General features: G+C 72.4%; 20 protein-coding genes. 11 read left to right on the forward strand and 9 right to left on the reverse strand.

Going from position 1 to position 20,305, the window contains the following annotated elements; translation table 11 throughout:
• The first annotated feature begins 43 nt into the window (after positions 1-43).
• The 5 genes from IEX42_RS15860 (at position 44) to ggt (ending at position 7,179) form a co-directional block, all read left to right on the forward strand.
• A complete protein-coding gene (locus IEX42_RS15860) occupies positions 44-1,741 on the forward strand; it encodes a CapA family protein (protein ID WP_188780649.1) in 1,698 nt (565 codons plus the stop codon).
• Positions 1,742-1,803: 62 nt separating this feature from the next.
• Positions 1,804-2,703: a diaminopimelate epimerase gene (gene dapF, locus IEX42_RS15865; protein ID WP_229660915.1), complete on the forward strand. Its 900-nt coding sequence runs from the start codon at positions 1,804-1,806 to the stop codon at positions 2,701-2,703.
• Positions 2,704-2,724: 21 nt separating this feature from the next.
• Positions 2,725-3,501 (forward strand): SDR family NAD(P)-dependent oxidoreductase, encoded by a 777-nt coding sequence (locus IEX42_RS15870; protein WP_188780650.1) that lies wholly within the window; start codon positions 2,725-2,727, stop codon positions 3,499-3,501.
• A gap of 54 nt (positions 3,502-3,555) precedes the next feature.
• Entirely contained in the window at positions 3,556-5,121 is a 1,566-nt protein-coding gene (locus IEX42_RS15875; RefSeq protein WP_188780651.1) for an alkaline phosphatase D family protein, read from the forward strand.
• A 246-nt stretch (positions 5,122-5,367) separates the two neighbouring features.
• Entirely contained in the window at positions 5,368-7,179 is a 1,812-nt protein-coding gene (gene ggt, locus IEX42_RS15880; protein ID WP_188780652.1) for a gamma-glutamyltransferase, read from the forward strand.
• 26 nt (positions 7,180-7,205) lie between these two features.
• Here ggt and IEX42_RS15885 read toward each other — a convergent pair whose 3' ends face one another.
• The 3 genes from IEX42_RS15885 to IEX42_RS15895 form a co-directional block, all read right to left on the reverse strand.
• On the reverse strand, positions 7,206-8,030 hold the full coding sequence (locus tag IEX42_RS15885) for an NAD(P)H-binding protein (RefSeq protein WP_188780653.1): 825 nt from the start codon (positions 8,028-8,030) through the stop codon (positions 7,206-7,208).
• Positions 8,031-8,064: 34 nt separating this feature from the next.
• Positions 8,065-8,220 carry a hypothetical protein gene (locus tag IEX42_RS15890; protein ID WP_188780654.1) on the reverse strand — a complete coding sequence of 52 codons (156 nt, stop codon included), beginning with the start codon at positions 8,218-8,220 and terminating at the stop codon, positions 8,065-8,067.
• Positions 8,221-8,297: 77 nt separating this feature from the next.
• Positions 8,298-8,699, reverse strand: coding sequence for a hypothetical protein (locus IEX42_RS15895; protein ID WP_188780655.1), 402 nt, complete (start codon positions 8,697-8,699; stop codon positions 8,298-8,300).
• 75 nt (positions 8,700-8,774) lie between these two features.
• Here IEX42_RS15895 and hflX point away from each other — a divergent pair, with 75 nt between their 5' ends.
• The 3 genes from hflX (at position 8,775) to IEX42_RS15910 (ending at position 12,810) form a co-directional block, all read left to right on the forward strand.
• Complete coding sequence (gene hflX / locus IEX42_RS15900) at positions 8,775-10,265, forward strand: GTPase HflX (protein WP_188780656.1); 1,491 nt, start codon at positions 8,775-8,777, stop codon at positions 10,263-10,265.
• Positions 10,266-10,268: 3 nt separating this feature from the next.
• Positions 10,269-10,790 carry a mycothiol transferase gene (locus IEX42_RS15905; RefSeq protein ID WP_188780657.1) on the forward strand — a complete coding sequence of 174 codons (522 nt, stop codon included), beginning with the start codon at positions 10,269-10,271 and terminating at the stop codon, positions 10,788-10,790.
• Positions 10,791-10,920: 130 nt separating this feature from the next.
• Positions 10,921-12,810, forward strand: a complete 1,890-nt coding sequence (locus IEX42_RS15910; RefSeq protein ID WP_188781190.1) for an ATP-dependent DNA helicase — start codon at positions 10,921-10,923, stop codon at positions 12,808-12,810.
• 4 nt (positions 12,811-12,814) lie between these two features.
• Here the strand turns inward: IEX42_RS15910 and IEX42_RS15915 are convergent, their stop codons facing one another.
• The 3 genes from IEX42_RS15915 to lexA form a co-directional block, all read right to left on the reverse strand.
• Positions 12,815-13,318 (reverse strand): hypothetical protein, encoded by a 504-nt coding sequence (locus IEX42_RS15915; RefSeq protein ID WP_188780658.1) that lies wholly within the window; start codon positions 13,316-13,318, stop codon positions 12,815-12,817.
• 10 nt (positions 13,319-13,328) lie between these two features.
• Positions 13,329-14,933 carry an alpha/beta hydrolase gene (locus IEX42_RS15920; RefSeq protein WP_188780659.1) on the reverse strand — a complete coding sequence of 535 codons (1,605 nt, stop codon included), beginning with the start codon at positions 14,931-14,933 and terminating at the stop codon, positions 13,329-13,331.
• Between the two features lie 287 nt (positions 14,934-15,220).
• On the reverse strand, positions 15,221-15,982 hold the full coding sequence (lexA, locus tag IEX42_RS15925; protein ID WP_188780660.1) for a transcriptional repressor LexA: 762 nt from the start codon (positions 15,980-15,982) through the stop codon (positions 15,221-15,223).
• A 161-nt stretch (positions 15,983-16,143) separates the two neighbouring features.
• Here lexA and IEX42_RS15930 point away from each other — a divergent pair, with 161 nt between their 5' ends.
• Together IEX42_RS15930 and IEX42_RS15935 are read left to right on the forward strand one after the other, a co-directional pair.
• A complete protein-coding gene (locus tag IEX42_RS15930; RefSeq protein ID WP_229660916.1) occupies positions 16,144-16,962 on the forward strand; it encodes an SDR family NAD(P)-dependent oxidoreductase in 819 nt (272 codons plus the stop codon).
• A 212-nt stretch (positions 16,963-17,174) separates the two neighbouring features.
• Positions 17,175-17,507 carry a LysM peptidoglycan-binding domain-containing protein gene (locus IEX42_RS15935; protein ID WP_188780661.1) on the forward strand — a complete coding sequence of 111 codons (333 nt, stop codon included), beginning with the start codon at positions 17,175-17,177 and terminating at the stop codon, positions 17,505-17,507.
• Between the two features lie 101 nt (positions 17,508-17,608).
• On the opposite strand, the gene IEX42_RS15940 is transcribed toward IEX42_RS15935, so the two are convergent.
• The 3 genes from IEX42_RS15940 to IEX42_RS15950 all read right to left on the reverse strand — a co-directional run bounded on the left by IEX42_RS15940 (position 17,609) and on the right by IEX42_RS15950 (position 19,457).
• Positions 17,609-18,046, reverse strand: coding sequence for a hypothetical protein (locus IEX42_RS15940; RefSeq protein WP_188780662.1), 438 nt, complete (start codon positions 18,044-18,046; stop codon positions 17,609-17,611).
• A 329-nt stretch (positions 18,047-18,375) separates the two neighbouring features.
• Positions 18,376-18,900, reverse strand: coding sequence for a hypothetical protein (locus IEX42_RS15945; RefSeq protein WP_188780663.1), 525 nt, complete (start codon positions 18,898-18,900; stop codon positions 18,376-18,378).
• 86 nt (positions 18,901-18,986) lie between these two features.
• Positions 18,987-19,457 carry a hypothetical protein gene (locus IEX42_RS15950; protein ID WP_188780664.1) on the reverse strand — a complete coding sequence of 157 codons (471 nt, stop codon included), beginning with the start codon at positions 19,455-19,457 and terminating at the stop codon, positions 18,987-18,989.
• A gap of 363 nt (positions 19,458-19,820) precedes the next feature.
• Here IEX42_RS15950 and nrdR point away from each other — a divergent pair, with 363 nt between their 5' ends.
• The gene (nrdR, locus tag IEX42_RS15955; RefSeq protein WP_188781192.1) at positions 19,821-20,297 is read left to right on the forward strand and encodes a transcriptional regulator NrdR; all 477 of its coding nucleotides are present in this window, start codon (positions 19,821-19,823) and stop codon (positions 20,295-20,297) included.
• Positions 20,298-20,305: the final 8 nt, after the last annotated feature.

Genomic DNA, 20,305 nt, shown 5'->3' on the forward strand with positions numbered 1-20,305 from the left:
CGGCCACACTGACGACCACCCCTCCTCCCGAGACGAGACGCCCATGCCGCACACGCGACGTCGACGAGGCGCGGTCGTCGGGATCGCCGTGGCACTCCTGTGCGGGGCGTTGGTGGCGTGCAGCGGGGCGCCGGACGAGGCGGAGACGCCGGGGCGCCGGACCGGTCCGTCGGAGCCGAGCGCGCCGATCACGCTGGCGTTCGCCGGCGACGTGCACTTCGCGGGGGGACTGGCCTCCGTCCCCGGCCGCCCCGGGAGCACCCTCGGCCCGCTGGCCGGGCGCCTGGCCGACGCCGACCTGTCGGTGGTCAACCTGGAGTCCGCCGTGACGACCCGTACGCAGCCGGCGCGCAAGGAGCTGGAGGACCCGGCGGACCGCTACTGGTTCCGTACCCCGCCGGCCGCGCTCGACGTCCTCGCCCGCAGCGGTGTGGACGTGGTGTCGGTGGCCAACAACCACGCGGCCGACTACGGCGCTGCCGGGCTGCGCGACACGCTCGCCGCCGCGGCGGCGTCGCCGGTCGCGGCGGTCGGCGCCGGCCTGGACGAGGAGCAGGCGTTCGCGCCGGTCCGCCGGAGCGTGCGCGGCGTGGACGTCGCGGTCCTCGCGGCCGACGCCTCACCCCGGGAGAGCGCCGACCCGACGTGGTCGGTCGGTCCCGGCACCGGGCCCGGTATCGCCCGCGACCCGGACCGCCTCCTCGCCGCCGTGCGCGAGGCCGACGCGCGCGACGACGTCGTGGTGGTCTACCTGCACTGGGGTGAGGAGGGCAGCGCCTGCCCCACCGGTGACCAGCAGGTGCTGGCGAGCGCACTGGCGGCCGCGGGCGCCGACGTGGTCGTCGGGACGCACGCGCACGTGCCCTCGGGCGCCGGCGCGGTCGGGTCGACGTACGTCTCGTACGGGCTGGGCAACTTCTTCTGGTATCACGGGAACACCCCGCAGACCGGTGTCCTCGAGCTCACCGTCGAGGGCGGCCGCGTCGTCGACGACGAGTGGGCGCCGGGTCGGATCCCCCGTCAGGGGGGTGCGCCGCGACCGGTCACCGGGGCGTCCGCCGGCACCGAGCAGGCCCTCTGGCGAGGGTTGCGCGGCTGCACCGACCTGGCGAGCGCTCCGGGGGAGCGGGCCGACGACGAGGAGGCGGGGCTGGCGGGGTTCCACGCGGTCGCCCGCCCGGTCGACAGCGTCCTCGCGCGGCGCATGGTCGGGCGCAGCCACGGCGAGGGCTGCCCGGTCCCCCTCTCGGACCTGCGGTTCCTGAGGATGTCGTACGTCGGCTTCGACGGGCGCGACCGCGTCGGCGAGATGGTGGTGGCCGCGTCCGTCGTGGGCGACGTCACGCAGGCCTTCGCGGCGATGTACGCCGCTCGCTTCCCGATCCAGCAGATGCGGTTGGTCGACGACTACGACGGGGACGACGACGCCTCGATGGCGGCGAACAACACCTCGGCGTACAACTGCCGTCGCGTCGCCGGGACGACGACCTGGTCCGACCACGCCTACGGGCGCGCGGTCGACGTGAACCCCGTGCAGAACCCGTACGTCGTGCGCGGCGCGGCGCGCCCGCCGGCGGGGTCGTCGTACGTCGGCGTCGACCGCACGGGTGCCACGTTCCCCGGGCGCGGCGTGGTCCGCGACGGTGCCGTCGTCCGTCGGGTGTTCGACCGCCTGGGCTGGACCTGGGGCGGTGACTTCTCCGAGCCGGACTACCAGCACTTCGCCGCCCCCGACCGGTGAGCGCCCCGCTCGTGGCACGACCGGTCGGTGCGGAGGGGAGCCGGCGACCTACGATCGTGATCGTGGAGCTGCCCGTCGAGACCCCCTTCGTGAAGGGGCACGGCACGGAGAACGACTTCGTGCTGCTGCCCGACGCCAACGGCGCGCTGGAGGTCAGCCCCGGACAGGTCGCGGCGCTGTGCGACCGGCGGGTGGGTCTCGGCGCCGACGGCGTCATCCGCGTCGTGCGCACGGACGCGACCGACGACCCGGCTGCGGTGGCGGCGCGGGGCGAGGCGATCTGGTTCATGGACTACCGCAACGCCGACGGGTCGCTGAGCGAGATGTGTGGCAACGGGGTACGCGTGCTCGCGCTCTACCTCGCCACCCACGCCGACGTGGACGCGCGCGAGCCGCTGCCGATCGCGACCCGGGACGGCATCAAGACCGTCACGTTCGGCGAGGTCGGCATCACCGTCGACATGGGTACGCCCTCGCTGCTCGGCGAGACCCGGGTCTCGGTGGGGGAGCAGTCCTGGACCGCGACCCACGTCGACCTGGGCAACCCGCACGCGGTGGCGCTGGTCGAGGTCGGGCTCGACACCCTGCCCACGCCGCTCCCGGCACCTGTGTACGACGAGGCGACGTACCCCCACGGCGTGAACGTCGAGCTCGTCTCCCGCGTCGGTGCTCCCGAGGACCACCACGTCGCGATGCGGGTCCACGAGCGCGGCTCGGGGGAGACCCGGTCGTGCGGCACCGGTGCGTGCGCGGTCCTCGCGGCGGTGGCGACCGCGGACGAGGCGCCGCGGGGGACGACGTACGTCGTCGACGTCCCCGGCGGCCGGCTGCACCTGGAGTGGACCGAGGCCGGCACCGTGCTGATGACCGGACCGGCGGTGCTGGTCGCGGAGGGCTGGGTGACCCTGGCGGAGGAGGCGGTGGCAGAACCCGTCGAGGAGCCCGTCGCCGTGCCGTCCTGACCCGTGAGTAGGGTCCGAACCATGGACCTCAACGGAGCAGTAGCCCTCGTCACCGGTGGCGCGTCCGGCATCGGTGCCGCCGCCGCCCGCCAGCTCGCTGCCAAGGGCGCGACGGTCGTGGTCGCCGACCTCCAGGCCGACAAGGGCGGTGCCCTGGCCGAGGAGATCGGTGGCGTCTTCGCCCAGCTCGACGTCACCGACACCGCCCAGGTGCGCGCGGCCGTCGAGGTCGCGGCCGAGCAGGGCCCGCTCCGTGCCGTCGTCAACTCCGCGGGCATCGGCTGGGCGCAGCGCACCATCGGCCGGGACGGGGAGTACGACTCCGCGCACGACCTGGAGGCCTTCACCAAGGTCGTCGCGATCAACCTGATCGGCACCTTCGACGTCACGCGTACGGCCGCCACCGCGATGAGCCGCAACGAGGCCGACGCCGACGGGTGCAAGGGGGCGATCTGCAACCTCGCCTCCGTCGCCGCCTTCGACGGTCAGATCGGGCAGGCGTCGTACTCCGCCTCCAAGGGCGGCGTCGTGGGCATGACCCTCCCCGTCGCGCGCGACCTCGCCGCCGCCGGCATCCGGCTCAACACCGTCGCCCCGGGCCTGATCGACACCCCGATCTACGGCGAGGGCGAGCAGGCCGAGCAGTTCAAGGCCAAGCTCGGTGAGTCCGTGCTGTTCCCCAAGCGCCTCGGCGTCCCGGACGAGCTGGCCAGCATGGTGGTGGAGACGATCACCAACTCCTACATGAACGCCGAGGTCATCCGGGTCGACGGCGGCATCCGGATGCCACCCAAGTAGCCACGTTCACCTCACCGTCACCCCCGGGTCACCCGGTCGCGTGACGGTGGGGGCATGAGCACCCCCGACCCCGCTCCCGTACGCCGCCGCACCGTCCTGGGCGGAGCCGCTGCCACCGGCGGGGTCCTCGCCGCGACCGGCTGGACTCCTCCCGCCGTCGCGCAGGTCCGCAGCCGGCTGAGCCTGCCGTACGGCGTCCAGAGCGGTGACGTGGGCGTGGACGGCGCCACGCTGTGGGCGCGCTCCAGCGGCGAGGGGCGGCTCGCCGCGCGGCTGGTGTCCGGCGGTCGGCGCTCCCTGCTGCGCGGGCCGGTGGCCGACGCGAGCTCGGACCTGACCGCCCGGATCGACCTGTCCGACCTGCCGGCCGGGCGCGACTACATCGCCGAGCTCTGGTTCGAGGCCGCCGACGGCACCCGCGGGGAGAGCCGGCGGGTCTCGTTCCGCACCGCACCGGACCGGGGCCGGCGCGGCACCAGCTTCGTGTGGTCGGGGGACACCGCCGGCCAGGGCTGGGGGATCAACCCCGACATCGGCGGGATGGCGACGTACGACGCGATGCGGCGTACCCGCCCCGACTTCTTCGTGCACTCCGGGGACACGATCTACGCCGACTCGCCCGTCGCCGAGAGCGTCACCGAGCCCGACGGCCGGATCTGGCGCAACGTGGTCGCCGAGGGGGTGGAGAAGGTCGCGGAGTCGCTGGCGGAGTACCGCGGCCGGCACCGCTACAACCTGCTCGACGAGAACGTGCGGCGCTTCTACGCCGAGGTGCCCGTCATCGCGCAGTGGGACGACCACGAGACGCACAACAACTGGTACCCCGGCCAGGTCCTCACCGATCCCGCCTACACCGAGAAGCGGGTCGACGTGCTGGCCGCCCGTGCGCGGCAGGCCTGGCAGGAGTACCAGCCGATCCGTACCACCGACGTCACCGGACGCGGTCGGGACGGGTTCGCCGCGGAGCGGATCTACCGCAAGATCTCCCGGGGGCCGCAGCTGGACGTGTTCTGCCTGGACATGCGCTCGTACAAGTCGCCCAACACCACGGGTCTCGAGGACGCGCGCACACCGATCTTCGGCGAGGAGCAGATCGACTGGCTGGTCCGCGAGGTGGCTGCGTCGACCGCGACCTGGAAGGTGATCAGCAACGACCTGCCGCTCGGGCTGGTAGTCCCGGACGGCAGCAACGAGGAGTCGCTGAGCAACGGCGACCCGGGCCGTCCGCTCGGCCGGGAGCACGACCTGGCCCGCGTGCTGCGGCGGTTCAAGGCGGCCGGGGTGCGCAACACGGTGTGGATCACCGCGGACGTGCACTACACGGCGGCGCACCACTACTCGCCCGAGCGCGCGACCTTCACCGACTTCGACCCGTTCTGGGAGTTCGTCACCGGCCCGATCAGCGCCGGCAGCTTCGGGCCGAACACGCTCGACGCGACCTTCGGACCGCGCGCGGACTTCGTCGAGCCGGCGGACTACGCGAACCAGGCCCCGCGCGGGGAGAAGACGTTCTTCGGCCACGTCGACATCGACCGCCACGACCGGTTCACCGTCTCCCTGCGCAACGGCCTCGGCCAGGAGCGGTACCGCCGCACGCTGGAGCCCGCCCCTCCCCGTTGAGTGGTACGCCCTGCTGGGCCGAGTGGTGCCCCCTGCTGGGTCGAGTCGTCAGTTCTGCCGGTCCGAGTGGTGGGTTCTGCAGGTCCGACGGCGGGCGTGACGGCAGACGGCGCAGCTGAAGCCTGCAGAAGACGCAACTCGAGCCTGCAGAAGGCACCACTCGACCCGGCAGGTGCCGCCCACCGCCCTTGCCATGCCTCGTACGCCGGTGGTTGGCTCAGGTCTCCTGAGCACCCGGAGGCCCCCATGCGTCGTACCGTCCGTACCACCTCGTTGCTCGTCGCCGCGGCGCTGGTCGCGACCACCGCCGGGATCGCCCAGGCGAAGCCCGAGGACCACTACTCGACCAAGACGCCGACCAGCACCGGCACCGGCGGGGCGGTCACCTCGGTCGACCCCGAGGCGAGCAAGATCGGCCTCCAGGTCCTCAAGCGCGGCGGCAACGCGGTCGACGCGATCATCGCCACCGCGGCCGCGCTCGGGGTGACCGAGCCGTACAGCTCGGGGATCGGTGGCGGCGGCTACCTCGTCGTGTACGACGCCGGGACCGGCAAGGTCGGTGCGATCGACGGCCGCGAGACCGCGCCGGCGCGGATGCCCCACGACGCGTTCATCGACCCCGGCACCGGCGAGCCGTACAACTTCACCCCCGAGCTGGTGACCAGCGGCGTCTCGGTCGGCACCCCGGGGTCGCTGGCCACCTGGCAGCGCGCGCTGGACCGCTGGGGCACCCGGGACCTCGCACAGACCCTCCAGCCGTCGGTCGCCCTGGCCCGGCGCGGCTTCGTCGTCGACGACACGTTCCGCTCCCAGACCCTGGACAACAAGGACCGCTTCGGGGCCTTCGACGCCACCCGGAAGCTGTTCCTGCCCGGCGGTGACGCGCCGGCGGTCGGGTCGGTGTTCCGCAACCCCGACCTCGCGAACACGTACAAGCTGATCGCCCGGGAGGGCACCCGCGCCTTCTACCGCGGGCCGCTCGCCGACCAGATCGCGCAGACCGCGCAGCACCCGCCGAAGCGCGGCGACACCACGCTGCCGGTGCCCGCCGGCTACCTCACCGCGAACGACCTGGCGCGCTACGCGGTCAAGGACGAGGAGCCGACCCGCGTCGGCTACCGCGGCTACGGCGTGTACGGCGCACCGCCCTCCAGCAGCGGCGGCACCACCGTCGGCGAGGCGCTGAACATCCTCGAGCACTTCCCGATGTCGAAGCTCTCCCGCGACGACGCCCTGCACCACTACCTCGAGGCCGGCTCGCTGGCCTTCGCGGACCGCAACGCCTACGTCGGCGACCCGGCGTACGTCGACATACCGCAGCAGCGTCTGCTCTCCGACGACTTCGCGAAGACCCGGGCCTGCCTGGTCAAGGGAAACCGTGCGCTGCCGAAGCCGGTGGCGGCGGGGTCGCTGACCTCGTCGAGCTGCGGCGCGGGCGCGGACGTCGCCGCCAAGCCGGACACCGAGAACGTCTCCACCACGAACCTCACCGCCACCGACCGGTGGGGGAACGTCGCGGAGTACACCCTCACCATCGAGCAGACGGGCGGCTCCGGCATGGTCGTCCCCGGCCGCGGCTTCCTGCTCAACAACGAGCTGACCGACTTCACCGCGGCGTACGACCCGGCCGACCCGAACCGGATCGAGGGCGGTAAGCGGCCACGTTCGTCCATCTCGCCGACGATCGTGCTCAAGGACCGCAAGCCGGTCCTCGCGCTGGGCTCGCCCGGCGGGTCGACGATCATCACGACCGTCCTGCAGATGCTGGTCGACCGGATCGACTTCGCGATGACGCTGCCCGAGATGATCGCGGCGCCGCGCTCCTCGCCGCGCAACACCGCCGACGTGTCCTCGGAGCCGGCGTTCATCGACGAGTACGGCGACGCCCTCGCCGCCTACGGCCACCACCTCGTACCCGCCGGTGACGCGTTCACCAGCGCCGCCGAGATCGGTGCCGCGACGGCGATCGGGATCGGGCCCGACGGTCGCCTGACCGCGGTCTCGGAGCCGGTCCGACGTGGTGGCGGGTCCGCGCTGGTGGTGAACCCCGACCGCTAGCGCGTCCAGGCCCTGCACGCGCGGGGTCAGCGACCGTTGCCGAGCGCCTCCTCGAGGGTCCGCGCGTCGTGCCCGGTCACCCGGCGCACGTCGTCGGTGACCCGCGCGCACTCACCGTCGGCGATCGCGGTGTACGTGCTGACCCACGCGTCGAGCTGCCACTGCTCGTCGGTCCACCGCCGACGGGAGGCGTACGCCTCCTCCAGCGTCTCCTCGCGGTAGGAGTACGGCCGTCCGAGCAGCTGCGTCATCCGCGCGGTGGCCTCGGCCAGCGTCAGTGCCTCCGGCCCGGTCAGGGAGTACGTCGCTCCCGCGTGCGCGGGTGCGTCGGACAGCACCGCGGCGGCCACGTCCGCCACGTCGGCCCGCGCCACCGCGGCGAGCCGCCCCTGCCCGGCCGGGCCCGCGACCACGCCGTCGTCGTCGGCGAAGAGCGGCAGCACCTCGGTGTAGAAGTTGTCGCGCAGCAGGGTCCACTCCATCCCGCTCTCGCGGATCGCCTGCTCGGCGTCGAAGTGGTCGCGGCCGAGGGTGAACCCCGCGTCGGGGGCGGCGCCGAGGAAGCTGGTGTAGACGACGTGACCCACCCCGGCCTCGGCAGCTGCGGCGATGAAGGTGCGGTGCTCGTCGCGCCGGGTCGGGGACTCGGCCCCCGAGACCATCAGCAGCACGTCGGTGCCGCGCAGCGCGGCGACCGCAGTCTCGCGGTCGCCGTACGTCGTGACACGCGACTCGGGGCCCGCGGGCGCTCGTGAGGCGTCACGAACGACCAGCCGGTCGACCTGTCCGGGCAGCCGGTCGAGGACGAGGCGGCCGAGGTGGCCCGTGCTGCCGGTGAGGGTGAGCGTCATGCTCGGCCAACCCCGGTGCCGGTGGCGGTGTTCCTCAGTTCAGCCGGAGCGTGTTCCGGTAGGACTCGCCGGGAAGGTGCTCGCTGCCTGCGTCGCCCTCGTGCAGCTCCGCATCGGGGTCCTCGAGGGGGGCCTTGTCGACCTCCGGCTGCTCGGGCTGGTCCGGCTCGCGTGTCTGGTCGTCGCTCATGGATCCATCAACGCACACGCCACCGACACTTCGTCCAGCGAATATCTACCGGTGTCGGCAGTGCACGAATCTGCAGCTCAACCCTCGTACGCCGCGGGACCACGGAAGGCCGGGTCCTCGGCGGGGTGCTCCTTGAGCACCGGCTGGTCCGGCTGCACCTCCGGTCCGGCCGCGGGGTCCGACGACTGCTCGGGCACGGCGTCGGCCGGCGGCACCGGGTGGTGGGTCTCGTGGATCCCGTACGACACCGGCTCGCTCTCGCCGCGGGCGGGCCCGACGCGCTCGCTGCTGACGCCCATCCCACCCGCGAGCCCCTCGGCGGAGTCGGCGTTGGGGTCGGACTCGCCGATCTCGGTGTCGCGCGAGTGGTCGGTGCCGGCACCGGCGGAGTCGTCGTCCTCCTGCTGTGGCGTCGGCCGCTCGCCCTCGGAGGCAGGGTCGGTCTGCGGGTCGGAGGTGGTGTCCGGGTCCTGGCTCATGCTCCGACGTTACCCAGTCTCCGCCGGGACAACCCGGGTGCGCCCCCTGGCCCGCCGCCATAGGCTGGGAGCCACATGACGAACGCACCTGAGCCCTTCTCCCTCGATTCCGCGCTGGACCAGACCTCCAGCTGGGACCTCGATCCGGACGGCGGCATGGAGTCCGGGTACGCCGACGGCGGCGCCGACCTCACCACCGGCGAGCTCGACCTGGCCGAGCGCCACGAGCTGCGCCGCGCGGCGGGGCTGCGTACCGAGCTCGAGGACATCACCGAGGTCGAGTACCGCCAGCTCCGCCTCGAGCGCGTCGTCCTCGTCGGGGTGTGGACCGAGGGCACGGCGGAGGACGCCGAGAACTCGATGGCCGAGCTGGCCCTGCTCGCCGAGACGGCCGGCTCGGAGGTGCTCGACGCGCTGTACCAGCGGCGCGACAAGCCCGACCCCGCGACGTACGTCGGCCGCGGCAAGGTCGAGGGCCTGCGCGAGATCGTCACCGCCACCGGCGCGGACACCGTCATCTGCGACGGGGAGCTCGCACCGGGGCAGCTGCGCAACCTCGAGGACAAGATCAAGGTGAAGGTGGTCGACCGGACCGCGCTGATCCTCGACATCTTCGCGCAGCACGCGAAGACCAAGGAGGGCAAGGCGCAGGTCGAGCTGGCCCAGCTGAACTACATGAAGCAGCGGCTGCGCGGCTGGGGTGGCAACCTGTCGCGCCAGGCCGGTGGTCGGGTGGCCGGTGGCGCCGGGATCGGCTCGCGTGGTCCGGGTGAGACCAAGATCGAGAACGACCGCCGCCGGATCAACACCAAGATCGCCAAGCTGCGTCGCGACCTCAAGCACCTCGAGTCGACGCGGTCGACCCAGCGCTCCGAGCGTCGCCGGCACGCCGTCCCCAGCGTCGCCATCGCCGGCTACACCAACGCCGGCAAGTCCTCGCTGCTCAACCGGATGACCGATGCCGGGGTGCTGGTCGAGGACGCGCTGTTCGCCACGCTCGACCCGACGACGCGTCGTACGACGTCCGCCGACGGCCGGGTCTACACGATGACCGACACCGTCGGGTTCGTCCGCCACCTGCCGCACCAGCTGGTGGAGGCGTTCCGCTCCACGCTGGAGGAGGTCGCCGACTCCGACCTGGTCGTGCACGTCGTCGACGGCTCGCACCCCGACCCCGAGGGACAGCTGGCGTCGGTGCGCGAGGTCTTCGCCGAGATCGGCGCGCAGGACGTCCCCGAGCTGGTCGTGGTCAACAAGACCGACGTCGCCGACCCGCTGGTGGTCGCGCGGGTCCTCGCCGCCGAGCCGCACGCGCTCGCCGTCTCGGCCCACACCGGTGCCGGGATCGCCGAGGCGCTCGCGGCGGTCGAGGCCGACCTGCCGCACCCGGCGGTCGAGGTGCACGCACTGCTGCCGTACTCGCGGGGCGACCTGCTGAACCAGATCCACGAGCGCGGCGAGGTGCTCTCGGTGGAGCACACGGCCGAGGGGAGCCTCGTCGAGGCACGCGTGAACGAGGACCTCGCCGGGGCTCTCGCCGAGTACGCCGTCCCTGCGCCTGCCTGACCCGTGGGCACCGGGAGGGCGAAGGTCTTCGTCGAGGCGACCGCGGGAGCGTCGTCCCGCAACGACGTCCTCGTCGGCTACCTGGACTACTTCCGGGCGAGCATCGCTGACCGGCTGGTCTCGCTCGGCGAGGACGTTGTGCGCAGGTCGGGAGTGCCGTCGGGGTGGACGCCGGTCGAGCTCGCGGTGCACCTGACGAACGTCGAGCGGCGCTGGCTGGTCTGGGGCTTCCTGGGCGAGGACGTCGCGGATCCGTGGGCCGACCACCGCGACGAGCGGTGGTACGTCCCGGCCGAGCGGACGCTCGTCGACGTGCTCGAGGAGCTGGAGCGCCAGGGCGCCCGGACGCGGGAGATCGTCCGCGGGCAGGCGCTGGACACCGTCGGCCGGCCCGGCCCGCGCTGGGACGGAGCCGACCCGCCGACGCTGGAGCGGGTCGTCCTGCACCTGGTCCAGGAGTACGCCCGCCACCTGGGTCACCTCGACGTCGTCACCGAGCTGGCGGGCGGATCCACAGGCGAGTGAGCCAGGTCCGCGCCGGGGTCCGCGGCGCCCGTAGGGTGCTCGGGTGCCTGCGAAGACCGTCTCCGTCACCGAGGTGCTCGCCGCCGCCGTGGCCGGCCTCGGTGGCCAGGAACGGCCGGGTCAGGTGGCGATGGCCGCGGCGGTCGAGCAGGCGCTGAGCACCCGGGAGCACCTCCTCGTCCAGGCGGGGACCGGGACCGGGAAGTCGCTGGGCTACCTCGTTCCCGCCCTGCTCAGCAAGGACCGCGTGGTCGTCGCGACCGCGACGCTGGCGTTGCAGCACCAGCTGGTCGAGCGCGACATCCCCGCGCTGCTCGACGCCACCGAGCAGACCCTGGGGGAGCGGCCGTCGTACGCCGTGCTCAAGGGACGCTCCAACTACGCCTGCCTGCACCGGGTCCGCGAGGGGGTGCCCGACGACCAGGGTGCGCTGCTCGGGGCCGAGCAGCTGCCGTCGGGCTCGCTCGGCGCCGAGGTGCTGGCCCTGCGGGAGTGGGTCGAGGAGGAGGCGACCGGGGACGGGACCGGCGAGCGCGACCATGCGCCGCGGCACGGGGACCGGGCGTGGCGCCAGGTCTCGGTCAGCCACCGGGAGTGCCTGGGGGCCTCGAAGTGCCCGTTCGGCACGGAGTGCTTCGCCGAGGCGGCGAAGGAGCGCGCGTACGCTGCCCAGCTGGTCGTCACCAACCACTCGCTGCTGGCGATCGACGCCGTCGAGGGCATCCCGATGATCCCGGAGTACGACGCGGTGGTCGTCGACGAGGCCCACGAGCTCGTCGCCCGGGTCACCCAGGCGGCGACCGACGAGCTCTCGGTGCCGGAGATCGAGCGGGCGTCGCGGCGCGCGGGGCGACACGTCGAGGGGGACGAGGCCGAGGACCTGGCCGACGCCGGTGAGGTGCTGCGCGAGGCGATCGACGAGACGCCTCCCGGCAGGGTCGACCGGCTGCCCCCGCAGCTCGGCGATGCTCTGGTCCTGGTCCGCGACGCCGCGCGGGCGCTCGCGTCCGCGATGCCGCGGGACACCGGCGAGGACGCCGGCGCCGCTCAGGCGAAGGGCTGGGCGCAGGAGCTGTTCGCGACCGCGGAGCGGATGGCGGCCGGTGCCGACGCCGACGTGCTCTGGGTCGCCGAGCGCGACCGCAACCGCGGCGGCAACCACCTCTGCGTCGCGCCGCTGCAGGTCTGGGGGCCGATGCGCGACAAGCTCCTGTACGACAAGACGGTCGTGATGACCTCGGCGACCCTCAAGCTCGGGGGCGACTTCGACTCGGTGGCCTCCTCGGTGGGGCTGCGGGTCGACGAGCGGTCCTCCGACGACGCGCCCATCGAGCGGGACGCCAGCCACTTGCCGTGGCGCGGCCTCGACGTGGGATCGCCCTTCGACTACGCCAAGCAGGGGATCCTCTACGTCGCCAAGCACCTCCCGCCTCCCGGCCGGGACGGGCTCGGCGCCGCGCAGCTCGACGAGATCGCGGAGCTGGTCGACGCCGCGGACGGCCGGACCCTGGGCCTGTTCTCCTCCCGCCGGGCTGCGGAGGCCGCCGCGGAAGGGGTACGCGAGCGGCTGCCGCATCTCACCACCCTGGCCCAGGGGGAGGCGCAGCTGGCCGAGCTGTCGGCGCTGTTCGTCGAGGACCCGCACACCTGCCTGTTCGGCACGCTCTCGCTGTGGCAGGGGCTCGACGTCCCCGGGGACACCTGCCAGCTGGTGCTCATCGACCGGATCCCGTTCCCGCGCCCGGACGACCCGCTGATGTCGGCCCGGCAGCGGGCCGTGGAGCAGGCCGGCGGCAACGGGTTCATGACGGTGGCGGCCAACCACGCCGCGCTCCTCCTCGCCCAGGGTGCCGGACGCCTGATCCGTACGACGTCCGACCGCGGCGTCGTCGCGGTCCTCGACCCCCGGCTGGTCACCGCGAGGTACGGCGCCTACCTGCGCGCCAGCCTGCCGCCGATGTGGACGACCACCGATCCGGCCGTCGTCCGCCAGGCGCTGGGGCGGCTGGCGGCGGGCTGAGTGGTCAGTCGCCGTTCTTCTTCACGCACGGCGTGCTGCCTACGAGGTACATGACACCGTCAGGAGAGGTCTGGAACAGGATCCCGTAGTTCTGGTGTCCGAAGCTCCGGTCCCCCGACGGGTAGCCGTCCCGCTCGGTCCACCCGCGCTCGGTCAGGGCGTTCGCGACGCGTTGCGCGTACTCCTCGGCCTGTGCACGGTCGACGAGGGCGATCCCGCCGACGCGGTAGGAGTAGTTGGCGCTGTACGGGCTGCCCGGCGGAGCGTCCGAGTAGTCGGCACACACGCGGACCGACGGGTACTCCACCGCGCCGGACTGCGGTTGCAGACGGGCTCCTGGGCCGAAGGTCTCCTCGGCGACCGTGTGCAGCATCGTGTCCAGGCGTCGTTGCGCTGTCGCCAGGCTGACGTCGCTCTCGGGAGGGACGACCCTCTCCTCCGGGTGCAGAGTGCAGCTCGAGAGGCCGAGCACGACCACCAGGGCACAGGCCACGCGTCGGCCGATCATCGTCATCCGGTCACGACCCCGGTGCGAAGGTCACGTCGGCCGGGTCACCGAGCCGCTGATCGTCGGTCGGCGGCGGGACGTCCGGGCCCCGCCCGGCGATGACCAGCCCCATCGACCGCAAGGCGGCGGTGTCGTCCTTCCAGTAGCCGTCGTGAGTGGTGCCTGGGCTCGCCCCGAACACGGTGGCCCCGAAGGTCGCTCGGGTGGGGTCGACGCCGAGGTGGGTGTCGTTCGCCCACCGGATCGGGTCGGAGCGAGACCGGGTGGCGTAGACGTGGCCACGCGAGGGCCCGCTGAGGTGCAGGTCGTCGACGGTCGTGCCGTCGTCGCCGAGCCAGCCGTGGCCGACGCCCGCTCCGGCGGCCGCGACCATGAGGACGTCGTCGACCTCGAGCCGGTGGCCGTGCGAGGCGGCCTGCCCGATCACGGTGGCGGCGTAGCTGTGACCGACGACGGTGACGTGCGAGCGACCGCCTGCAGCGTGGGTGGCCCGGAGACCGGAGGCGAATCCGTCCAGGAGTGGCGCCCCCTTCTCCGCCCACCCGAGATGCGGTGCGTCGCCCAGGACGGTGGGCGGCGCGTCGTAACCCAGCCAGGTGACGTGCGCGAAGGTGCCCGACCCGGCGCCCGATCGGCTCGCGCTGCCGCCCATGACATCGGAGCGCTCGATGTCGCCGTCGATCGAGCCCAGACGAGCGGTCGTCCCCGGGACGAAGATGCTGGTGTGGGCAGCGGTGTCGGGATCACCCTGCGAGACGATCGCGCGACCGCTTCCCGCGTACGGCTGGAAGCCGATCAGCAGGTAGCCGTGGTGCAGCCGCTGGTCGATCGACGCGGCGCCGGCCAGTCGTTGGTTCAGGTCGTCCCAGGCCGTCCAGGCGGGGTTCTCCGTCCGCACCTCGCCCGTGCCGTAGCCGAGGTAGGTCGTGCGGTACCGGCCAGGCTCTCCCTCGGGGAAGCGTTGCTGCAGCTCCGCGCGGAGGTCACGGATCTCCTGAGGCAGCACGATCCGGTTCGCGAGGTCCCGATCCAGGACCGGGATGCCGTCGAGGTTGCCCCAGTGCCGGGGGTCGGCCCGAACGAGCGCGTCACGCTGGGCCGTGGTGAGCCCCGTCCACCAGCGGTGCACGGCACCGGGACTGGCGGTGGGGTCGGGGACCGGCGTCAACGCGCCGTCGGGACCGACGAGCAGGGCGGCGGTGAGAGTGCTGAGCGCGCCGGCGAGACCACCGCCACCACCCGTGCCGGGGTGGATCTTGCGGACGAGCGCACAGCTGGGCAGCCCGGCGAGGCGGGGGACCAGGCGGTCGGTGAGAGCGTTCATCTCTCCGGCGATGCGCCGCTCGACCCGCTTCAGCTCACTCGTGGCCTCGTGCGCCTGCCCGCTCAGGACGTCGGCCCGGCGCTGTGCATCGCCTGCGGGACCGGTCAGGTCGATGCCCGGGGTCATCAGGTGGGCGGGCAGCGCACGGTGCTGGGCACCCAGCGCCGCGAGCTCGTCCTCGGTGCGACGCACCGCGACAGCGAGGTCACCCAGCAAGGACGCGGCGGTGCCGCACGCCTGCCCGGTGCCGGCGAGGGCTGCGGCGGTGCCCCGAGCGGCGGCGGCGAACACGTCGCTCCGGGGTCCGCTCCAGGACTGTGCGCAGCGGTCGAGTGCACGCTGCGAGCGCTGGTGCCCGGAGGAGAGACTCGCCTCTGCGCGCCCTACTCCGGCCTGACCGCGAGCGACCGCGGCCGCATCCTCGTCGAGCTCGATCGCTCCAGCCGCCATCTGTCCCTCCCGAGACCAGCACCGTCGTGGCGGTCGCCGGAGGGCGGATCGGCGACCTGGTGCTCCGCACTGTGCCGCACCACGGACGGGATGAGAAGCCGTCGGGCCGGCGTCTGTGGAGAACCGGGTCAGACCTTGCGCAGCACCGTCGTGACGACACCGAGGATGCTGGCGTACGTGCCGTCGATCGGGTCGTACGCGGCGTTGTGCGGCATCAGCCAGGTGGCGCCGTTGGTCCGCTGCAGGGTCTTGACCGTGGCCTCACCGTCGAGCAGCGCGGCCACGATCTGGCCGTTGTCGGCGGTCTGCGTCCTGCGTACGACGACGTAGTCGCCGTTGCAGATGGCGGCGTCGACCATCGAGTCGCCGGAGACCTCGAGGAGGAACAGCTCACCCTCGCCGACCAGGCTCTTGGGCAGCGGGAAGATCTCCTGGACCTGCTCCTCGGCGAGGATCGGACCGCCGGCCGCGATCCGGCCGAGCAGCGGCACGTTGGTGGCCGCAGGCACCGCGTCACCCACGCCGGTGGTGTCGACGCCGTCGTCGTCGGCTCCGGACAGCGCCCGACGGGCGGCCATCAGCTCGGGGATGAACACCTCGAGAGCGCGGGGTCGGTTCGGGTCACGGCGGATGAAGCCCTTCGACTCCAGCTCGCGCAGCTGGTAGGCGACCGAGGACGAGGAGGCGAGCCCGACCTTCTCCCCGATCTCGCGGATGCTCGGTGGGTAGCCGCGCTTCTCGATGCTCTCCTTGAGGAAGCCCAGCACCTTCTGCTGGCGCGCCGTCAGCCCGCTGCTGTCCGGAGGCGAGTCGGGCAGCTCGCGCACCTTGCCGTTGCCGGGCCGCTTCGCCGCGCCCGTCGTCGACGCACCGCCCTTGCGTGTCGCCATGACGCTGCTCCTTCTGTGGTGTGCGGGGGCCCGGCGTGGTGTGCGAGCCGTTGGGAGGAACCTAGACCGCGCCACGGACAGTCTCCAAACATTTGTTCGAACGGCGTGTCGGCAGCGATTGACCGGTGGCGCTGGGCGCCCGGCACCGGTTGGATCGGGGGATGACGACCCTTACGCCCTCCGCCAGCAGCCCGCGATCCGCCGTCGTGACGGGCGGTGCGGGCGGCATCGGCCGCGCGATCGCGACCCGGCTGGTCGCGCGCGGGTACGCCGTCGTGGTCAGCGACATCGACGAGGCGGCGGCGCGGCGCACCGCGCAGGAGCTCGGGGCCGCAGCGGGCGTCGGGCACGACGTACGAGACCCCGAGGACCACCGCCGCGTGCTCGCGGCCGCGACCGCGCACGCCCCGCTCGGCGTGTGGGTGAACAACGCCGGGCTCGGGCACGACGGCACGCTCGCCTCGATCGACGAGGGTCACGTGCGCGCACTGGTGGAGGTCAACCTGCTCGGGGTCGCCTGGGGCTCACGGGTCGCCGTCGAGGCGTTCGGGTCCGGCGGTGGCGACCTGATCAACATCGCCTCGCTGTCGGCGCTCGGGCCGGTGCCGGGTCTCTCGGTGTACGCCGCAACGAAGGCCGCGGTCGTCTCGCTCACGACCTCGCTGGACACCGAGACACCAAGATCGCTGCACGTGCACGCCCTGTGCCCGGACGGGGTCGACACGCCGCTGGTCGCAGGCATGGCGGCCGACGGCCAGGGGCGTGCGCTGGTCTCGTCCGGTGGCCGCCTGCTGACGACCGACGAGGTCGCCGACGCCGCGGTCGCGCTGATCGGCACCCGCAGGGTCGTACGCACGCTGCCGGCCTGGCGCGGCGTCATGATGCGTGCAACCGACCTCGCACCGTCGGTCCTGATGCGCCTCGAGCCGCTGATGCGGCGTCAGGGGACACGCGCCGTCCGGCGTCACCAGCGCCCGTAGACCTCGCTCGGACGGCCGATCGAACACCAGTTCGTCGGAACCTCTTGCGCATCGTCGAACACGTGCTCTAACGTCGCACCTGTGTTCGATCGAACGTGTGGTCGAGCGGCTCGCCTCCGAAACTGTCGGAGGGGCGCCGTAGGACTGACCTCATGAACGTCGAGCACGTAGTTCCGGCCCAGCGCACCGCTCCTTCCCCCGGAGGTCTTCCGATGAGCACGATCACCATGACTCCCGCGTTCTCCGCCAGCACTCCGCTGCGACTCACCCGTCGCGGCAAGGCCCTGCTGCTGGCCACCTTCCTCGGCCTCGCGCTGGTCGCCATGGTCGTCCTCGGCAGCCTGGCCGTCGCCACGCGCGACGCCGGCCCCGCTGACTCCGTCCGGGTCGTGCAGGTCCAGCCCGGCGACACGCTGTACGCCATCGCCGGCGAGGTGTCCGAGCCCGGCCACGTCCGCGACATGGTGCAGCGGATCGAGGACCTCAACGCCCTCGACAGCGCGTCGCTCGAGGTCGGACAGCGCCTGGCGGTCCCGCGTCGCTGACGCGGGCACGAGCATCCGGCACCCTTCCTCGACCCAAGGGTGCCGGCATGGGGAAGATCAGGGGCGGGACCGTCGGTCCCGCCCCTGACGCTTTCCCGGTCTCAGCGCTGGTCGGCGACTCCGGTCAGGACCGGGACGGCTTCGGCGATGCGGAGGGCGGTGCTCGGACCGACGGACTGGACGGTCCCCGATACGGGTGCCCAGGCACCGCCGTTGACGCGGAACCGTGCCCCCCAGCTGACGGTGACGTGGTGCCGGACGGTGACGTGGGCCTTGCGGTAGCGGTGGATCACCGTCTTGTCCGGGTACGGCCCGCCGGGCGAGGAGGTCGTGAAGCTGCTCCCGTCGCCCGGTGACCAGGTGTAGCTGACCGGAGAGATGTCGAGGGTGATCGTCTGTCCGAGGAGGACCACGGTGCGCTGGAAGCCCTGGGAGCGGGTGTAGAAGATCGTGTCGAAGTTGACCAGCGTCTTGTTCGCCGGCTGCACGATGGAGCGCTCCTTGGGGACGGGGATCTTTCGGAACGCGGCGGTGATCATGCCCTGGGTGAGCTGTGGCCGGGCAGCCGGCTGTGCCGCCGGTGGCGCTGGGCCAGGCGCCGCTTGGCAATCGTCGTCGAAACCCACCTGGCACGCGGCAATGGCTGCCAGGAGTGCCGGAGGTGGCGGCCGATAGGTCGCATTCCCAGTCACGCCTGCTTCGGCTGTAGTGCTTGATCGAGCGGGTGCAGAACGTGCGGATGGCGGTGTCACACGCGTCTCCGCCGCATGCACGCAGAATCCGTCGCCGCAGCCTCTGGTGTCGTCTGCCGGAGCTGGCGAGATCATCAGACCTGGCAGTAAGACGGCTGCGGCCATCGCGTTGTGAATCACAGCGTGTCTTCTTGCTCAAGCTTTGAGACGAGCCATTTCCCGCCCGATCGCGTGACCGTGAACTGCTTCGGAGTGTCTGCTCCACCGGGGAACTGCTTCGCTGCGGAAGATCGCGACTCCCTTATCTGCTGCGGCTTGACCAAGATGTCCGCACGGACGACGAAATCGTTGGACGCTCTACGCACCGTGAACTTCGGGTCAAGCCACTCGCCGCCAGTGATCTTTCCGCCCTGGCTCCCAATCTGGGTGATGTAGTCGGCAATCGATCCGCACGCTTCACACGTCCTGGTCGACAACTTGCGCAGCGAACTAGCGTCGAGGCTCTCGGAAGATGCGTTTAGAGCGTCGATCCAGAGGCGAGCGGTCCGGACCGCTTCTGCTTGACCAGTGTCACCGCTTGCGTCGTTCGACGGCGACGAATCAGACGCCGGAGCAGGCTTGGGGTTCCCGCCGCCGCAGGCGGTCGTACCGATCGCGAGGGCTGCTGCCAGCGCGGCAGCACCGAGGACTCGTCCACGCATCAGGGTTTCCTTCCGGCCCGAGATGGTCAGAAGTTACCCATTCGGAGCGGTCGGGGGCACCCCCGGCGACGGATCTGTGGACAACCTCAGCGCTTGGCGCGCTTGCCGCGGTACGCGGCGGCGGGGGAGTCCTCGGTGTCGGCGTGGTCGTCGTCGACGACGGTGTTGCTGTGGCGGCTCGCGTACGGAGCCGGCTGCGGCAGCGGCAAGCCCTCGTCATCGACCTCGGTCGTCGCGGTGTCGTCGGCGTCGAGCGGCGGGGACGATGGCTCGGGGGACGCTGTCTCTGGCTCGACGGCCGTACGTGGTCCGGTCGACTTCACCCGGGCCTGCAGCTTGGCCGCGAAGATGATCGCGAGGAACAGGCAGGCGACGGCGCCGAGCGTGGCGCCGGCCATCAGCACCCAGCTCTCGCCGGTGCCGGCGCGGGCGTCGCGGCCGAAGTCGATCGCGGCCAGGACGAGGATGCCCCAGGCGACGATGGTGACGGTGATGCCGGCGACCAGGGCGAGCAGCACCCCACGCCCCGATGCCCGTCCGTCGACCCGACCGCTCACGGGGCCATTGTGACGCAGGAGGAAAGCTGTGTGCGGCAGCAGCGCCGTCCGCCGACACGCCGCACTGCTTCTGACACGCCGCGCTCCTGAGCCGCTGACCTGCGCGTTCGCCATCGGCCACGAGAAGTTCGCCGGAGTTGTTGCGCGGCGTGGACGGGCGGGCGTACGGTTCCACTACATCTAGTACTTACACCGCTGTAGTTCTCCACATCTTGGTTCACAGGGGAGCGGCGGTTGACCACAGATGGTGCCACCGAAGTCCACAGATCGGCCCTCGTGATCCACAGGGTCGGTGAGCGGGACGGCACTGTCGGTGGTCGGTGTTGTGCTGGATGCATGGACACCGAGAGGAGGACCCGCCCGATGCACTGCCCGTTCTGCCCCAGCACCGACACCCGGGTCCTCGACAGCCGCGTGGCCGAGGACGGCGGCGCGATCCGACGGCGCCGCACGTGCCCGTCCTGCGAGCGACGGTTCACCACCGTCGAGCAGATGCAGCTCATGGTCCTCAAGCGCAGCGGCGCGACCGAGCCGTTCACCCGCGACAAGGCGATCTCGGGAGTCCGCAAGGCGTGCAAGGGTCGCCCGGTCTCCGATGACGACCTGGCGCGCCTGGGCCAGACCGTGGAGAACGCGCTGCGTGCCGACGGATGGGCAGAAGTGCCGGCCCACGAGATCGGCCTGGCGATCCTCACCCCGCTGCGCGAGCTGGACGAGGTCGCCTGGCTCCGGTTCGCCAGCGTCTACCGCGCCTTCGAGTCCGCCGACGACTTCGAGTCCGCGATCGCCGAGCTGCGCGAGCCGCACGCGCCACCACCGCAGACCCTCACCGGGGTCTGACCACAGAC

The sequence above is a fragment of the Marmoricola endophyticus genome, from assembly GCF_014644415.1.
Classification (GTDB): domain Bacteria; phylum Actinomycetota; class Actinomycetes; order Propionibacteriales; family Nocardioidaceae; genus Marmoricola; species Marmoricola endophyticus.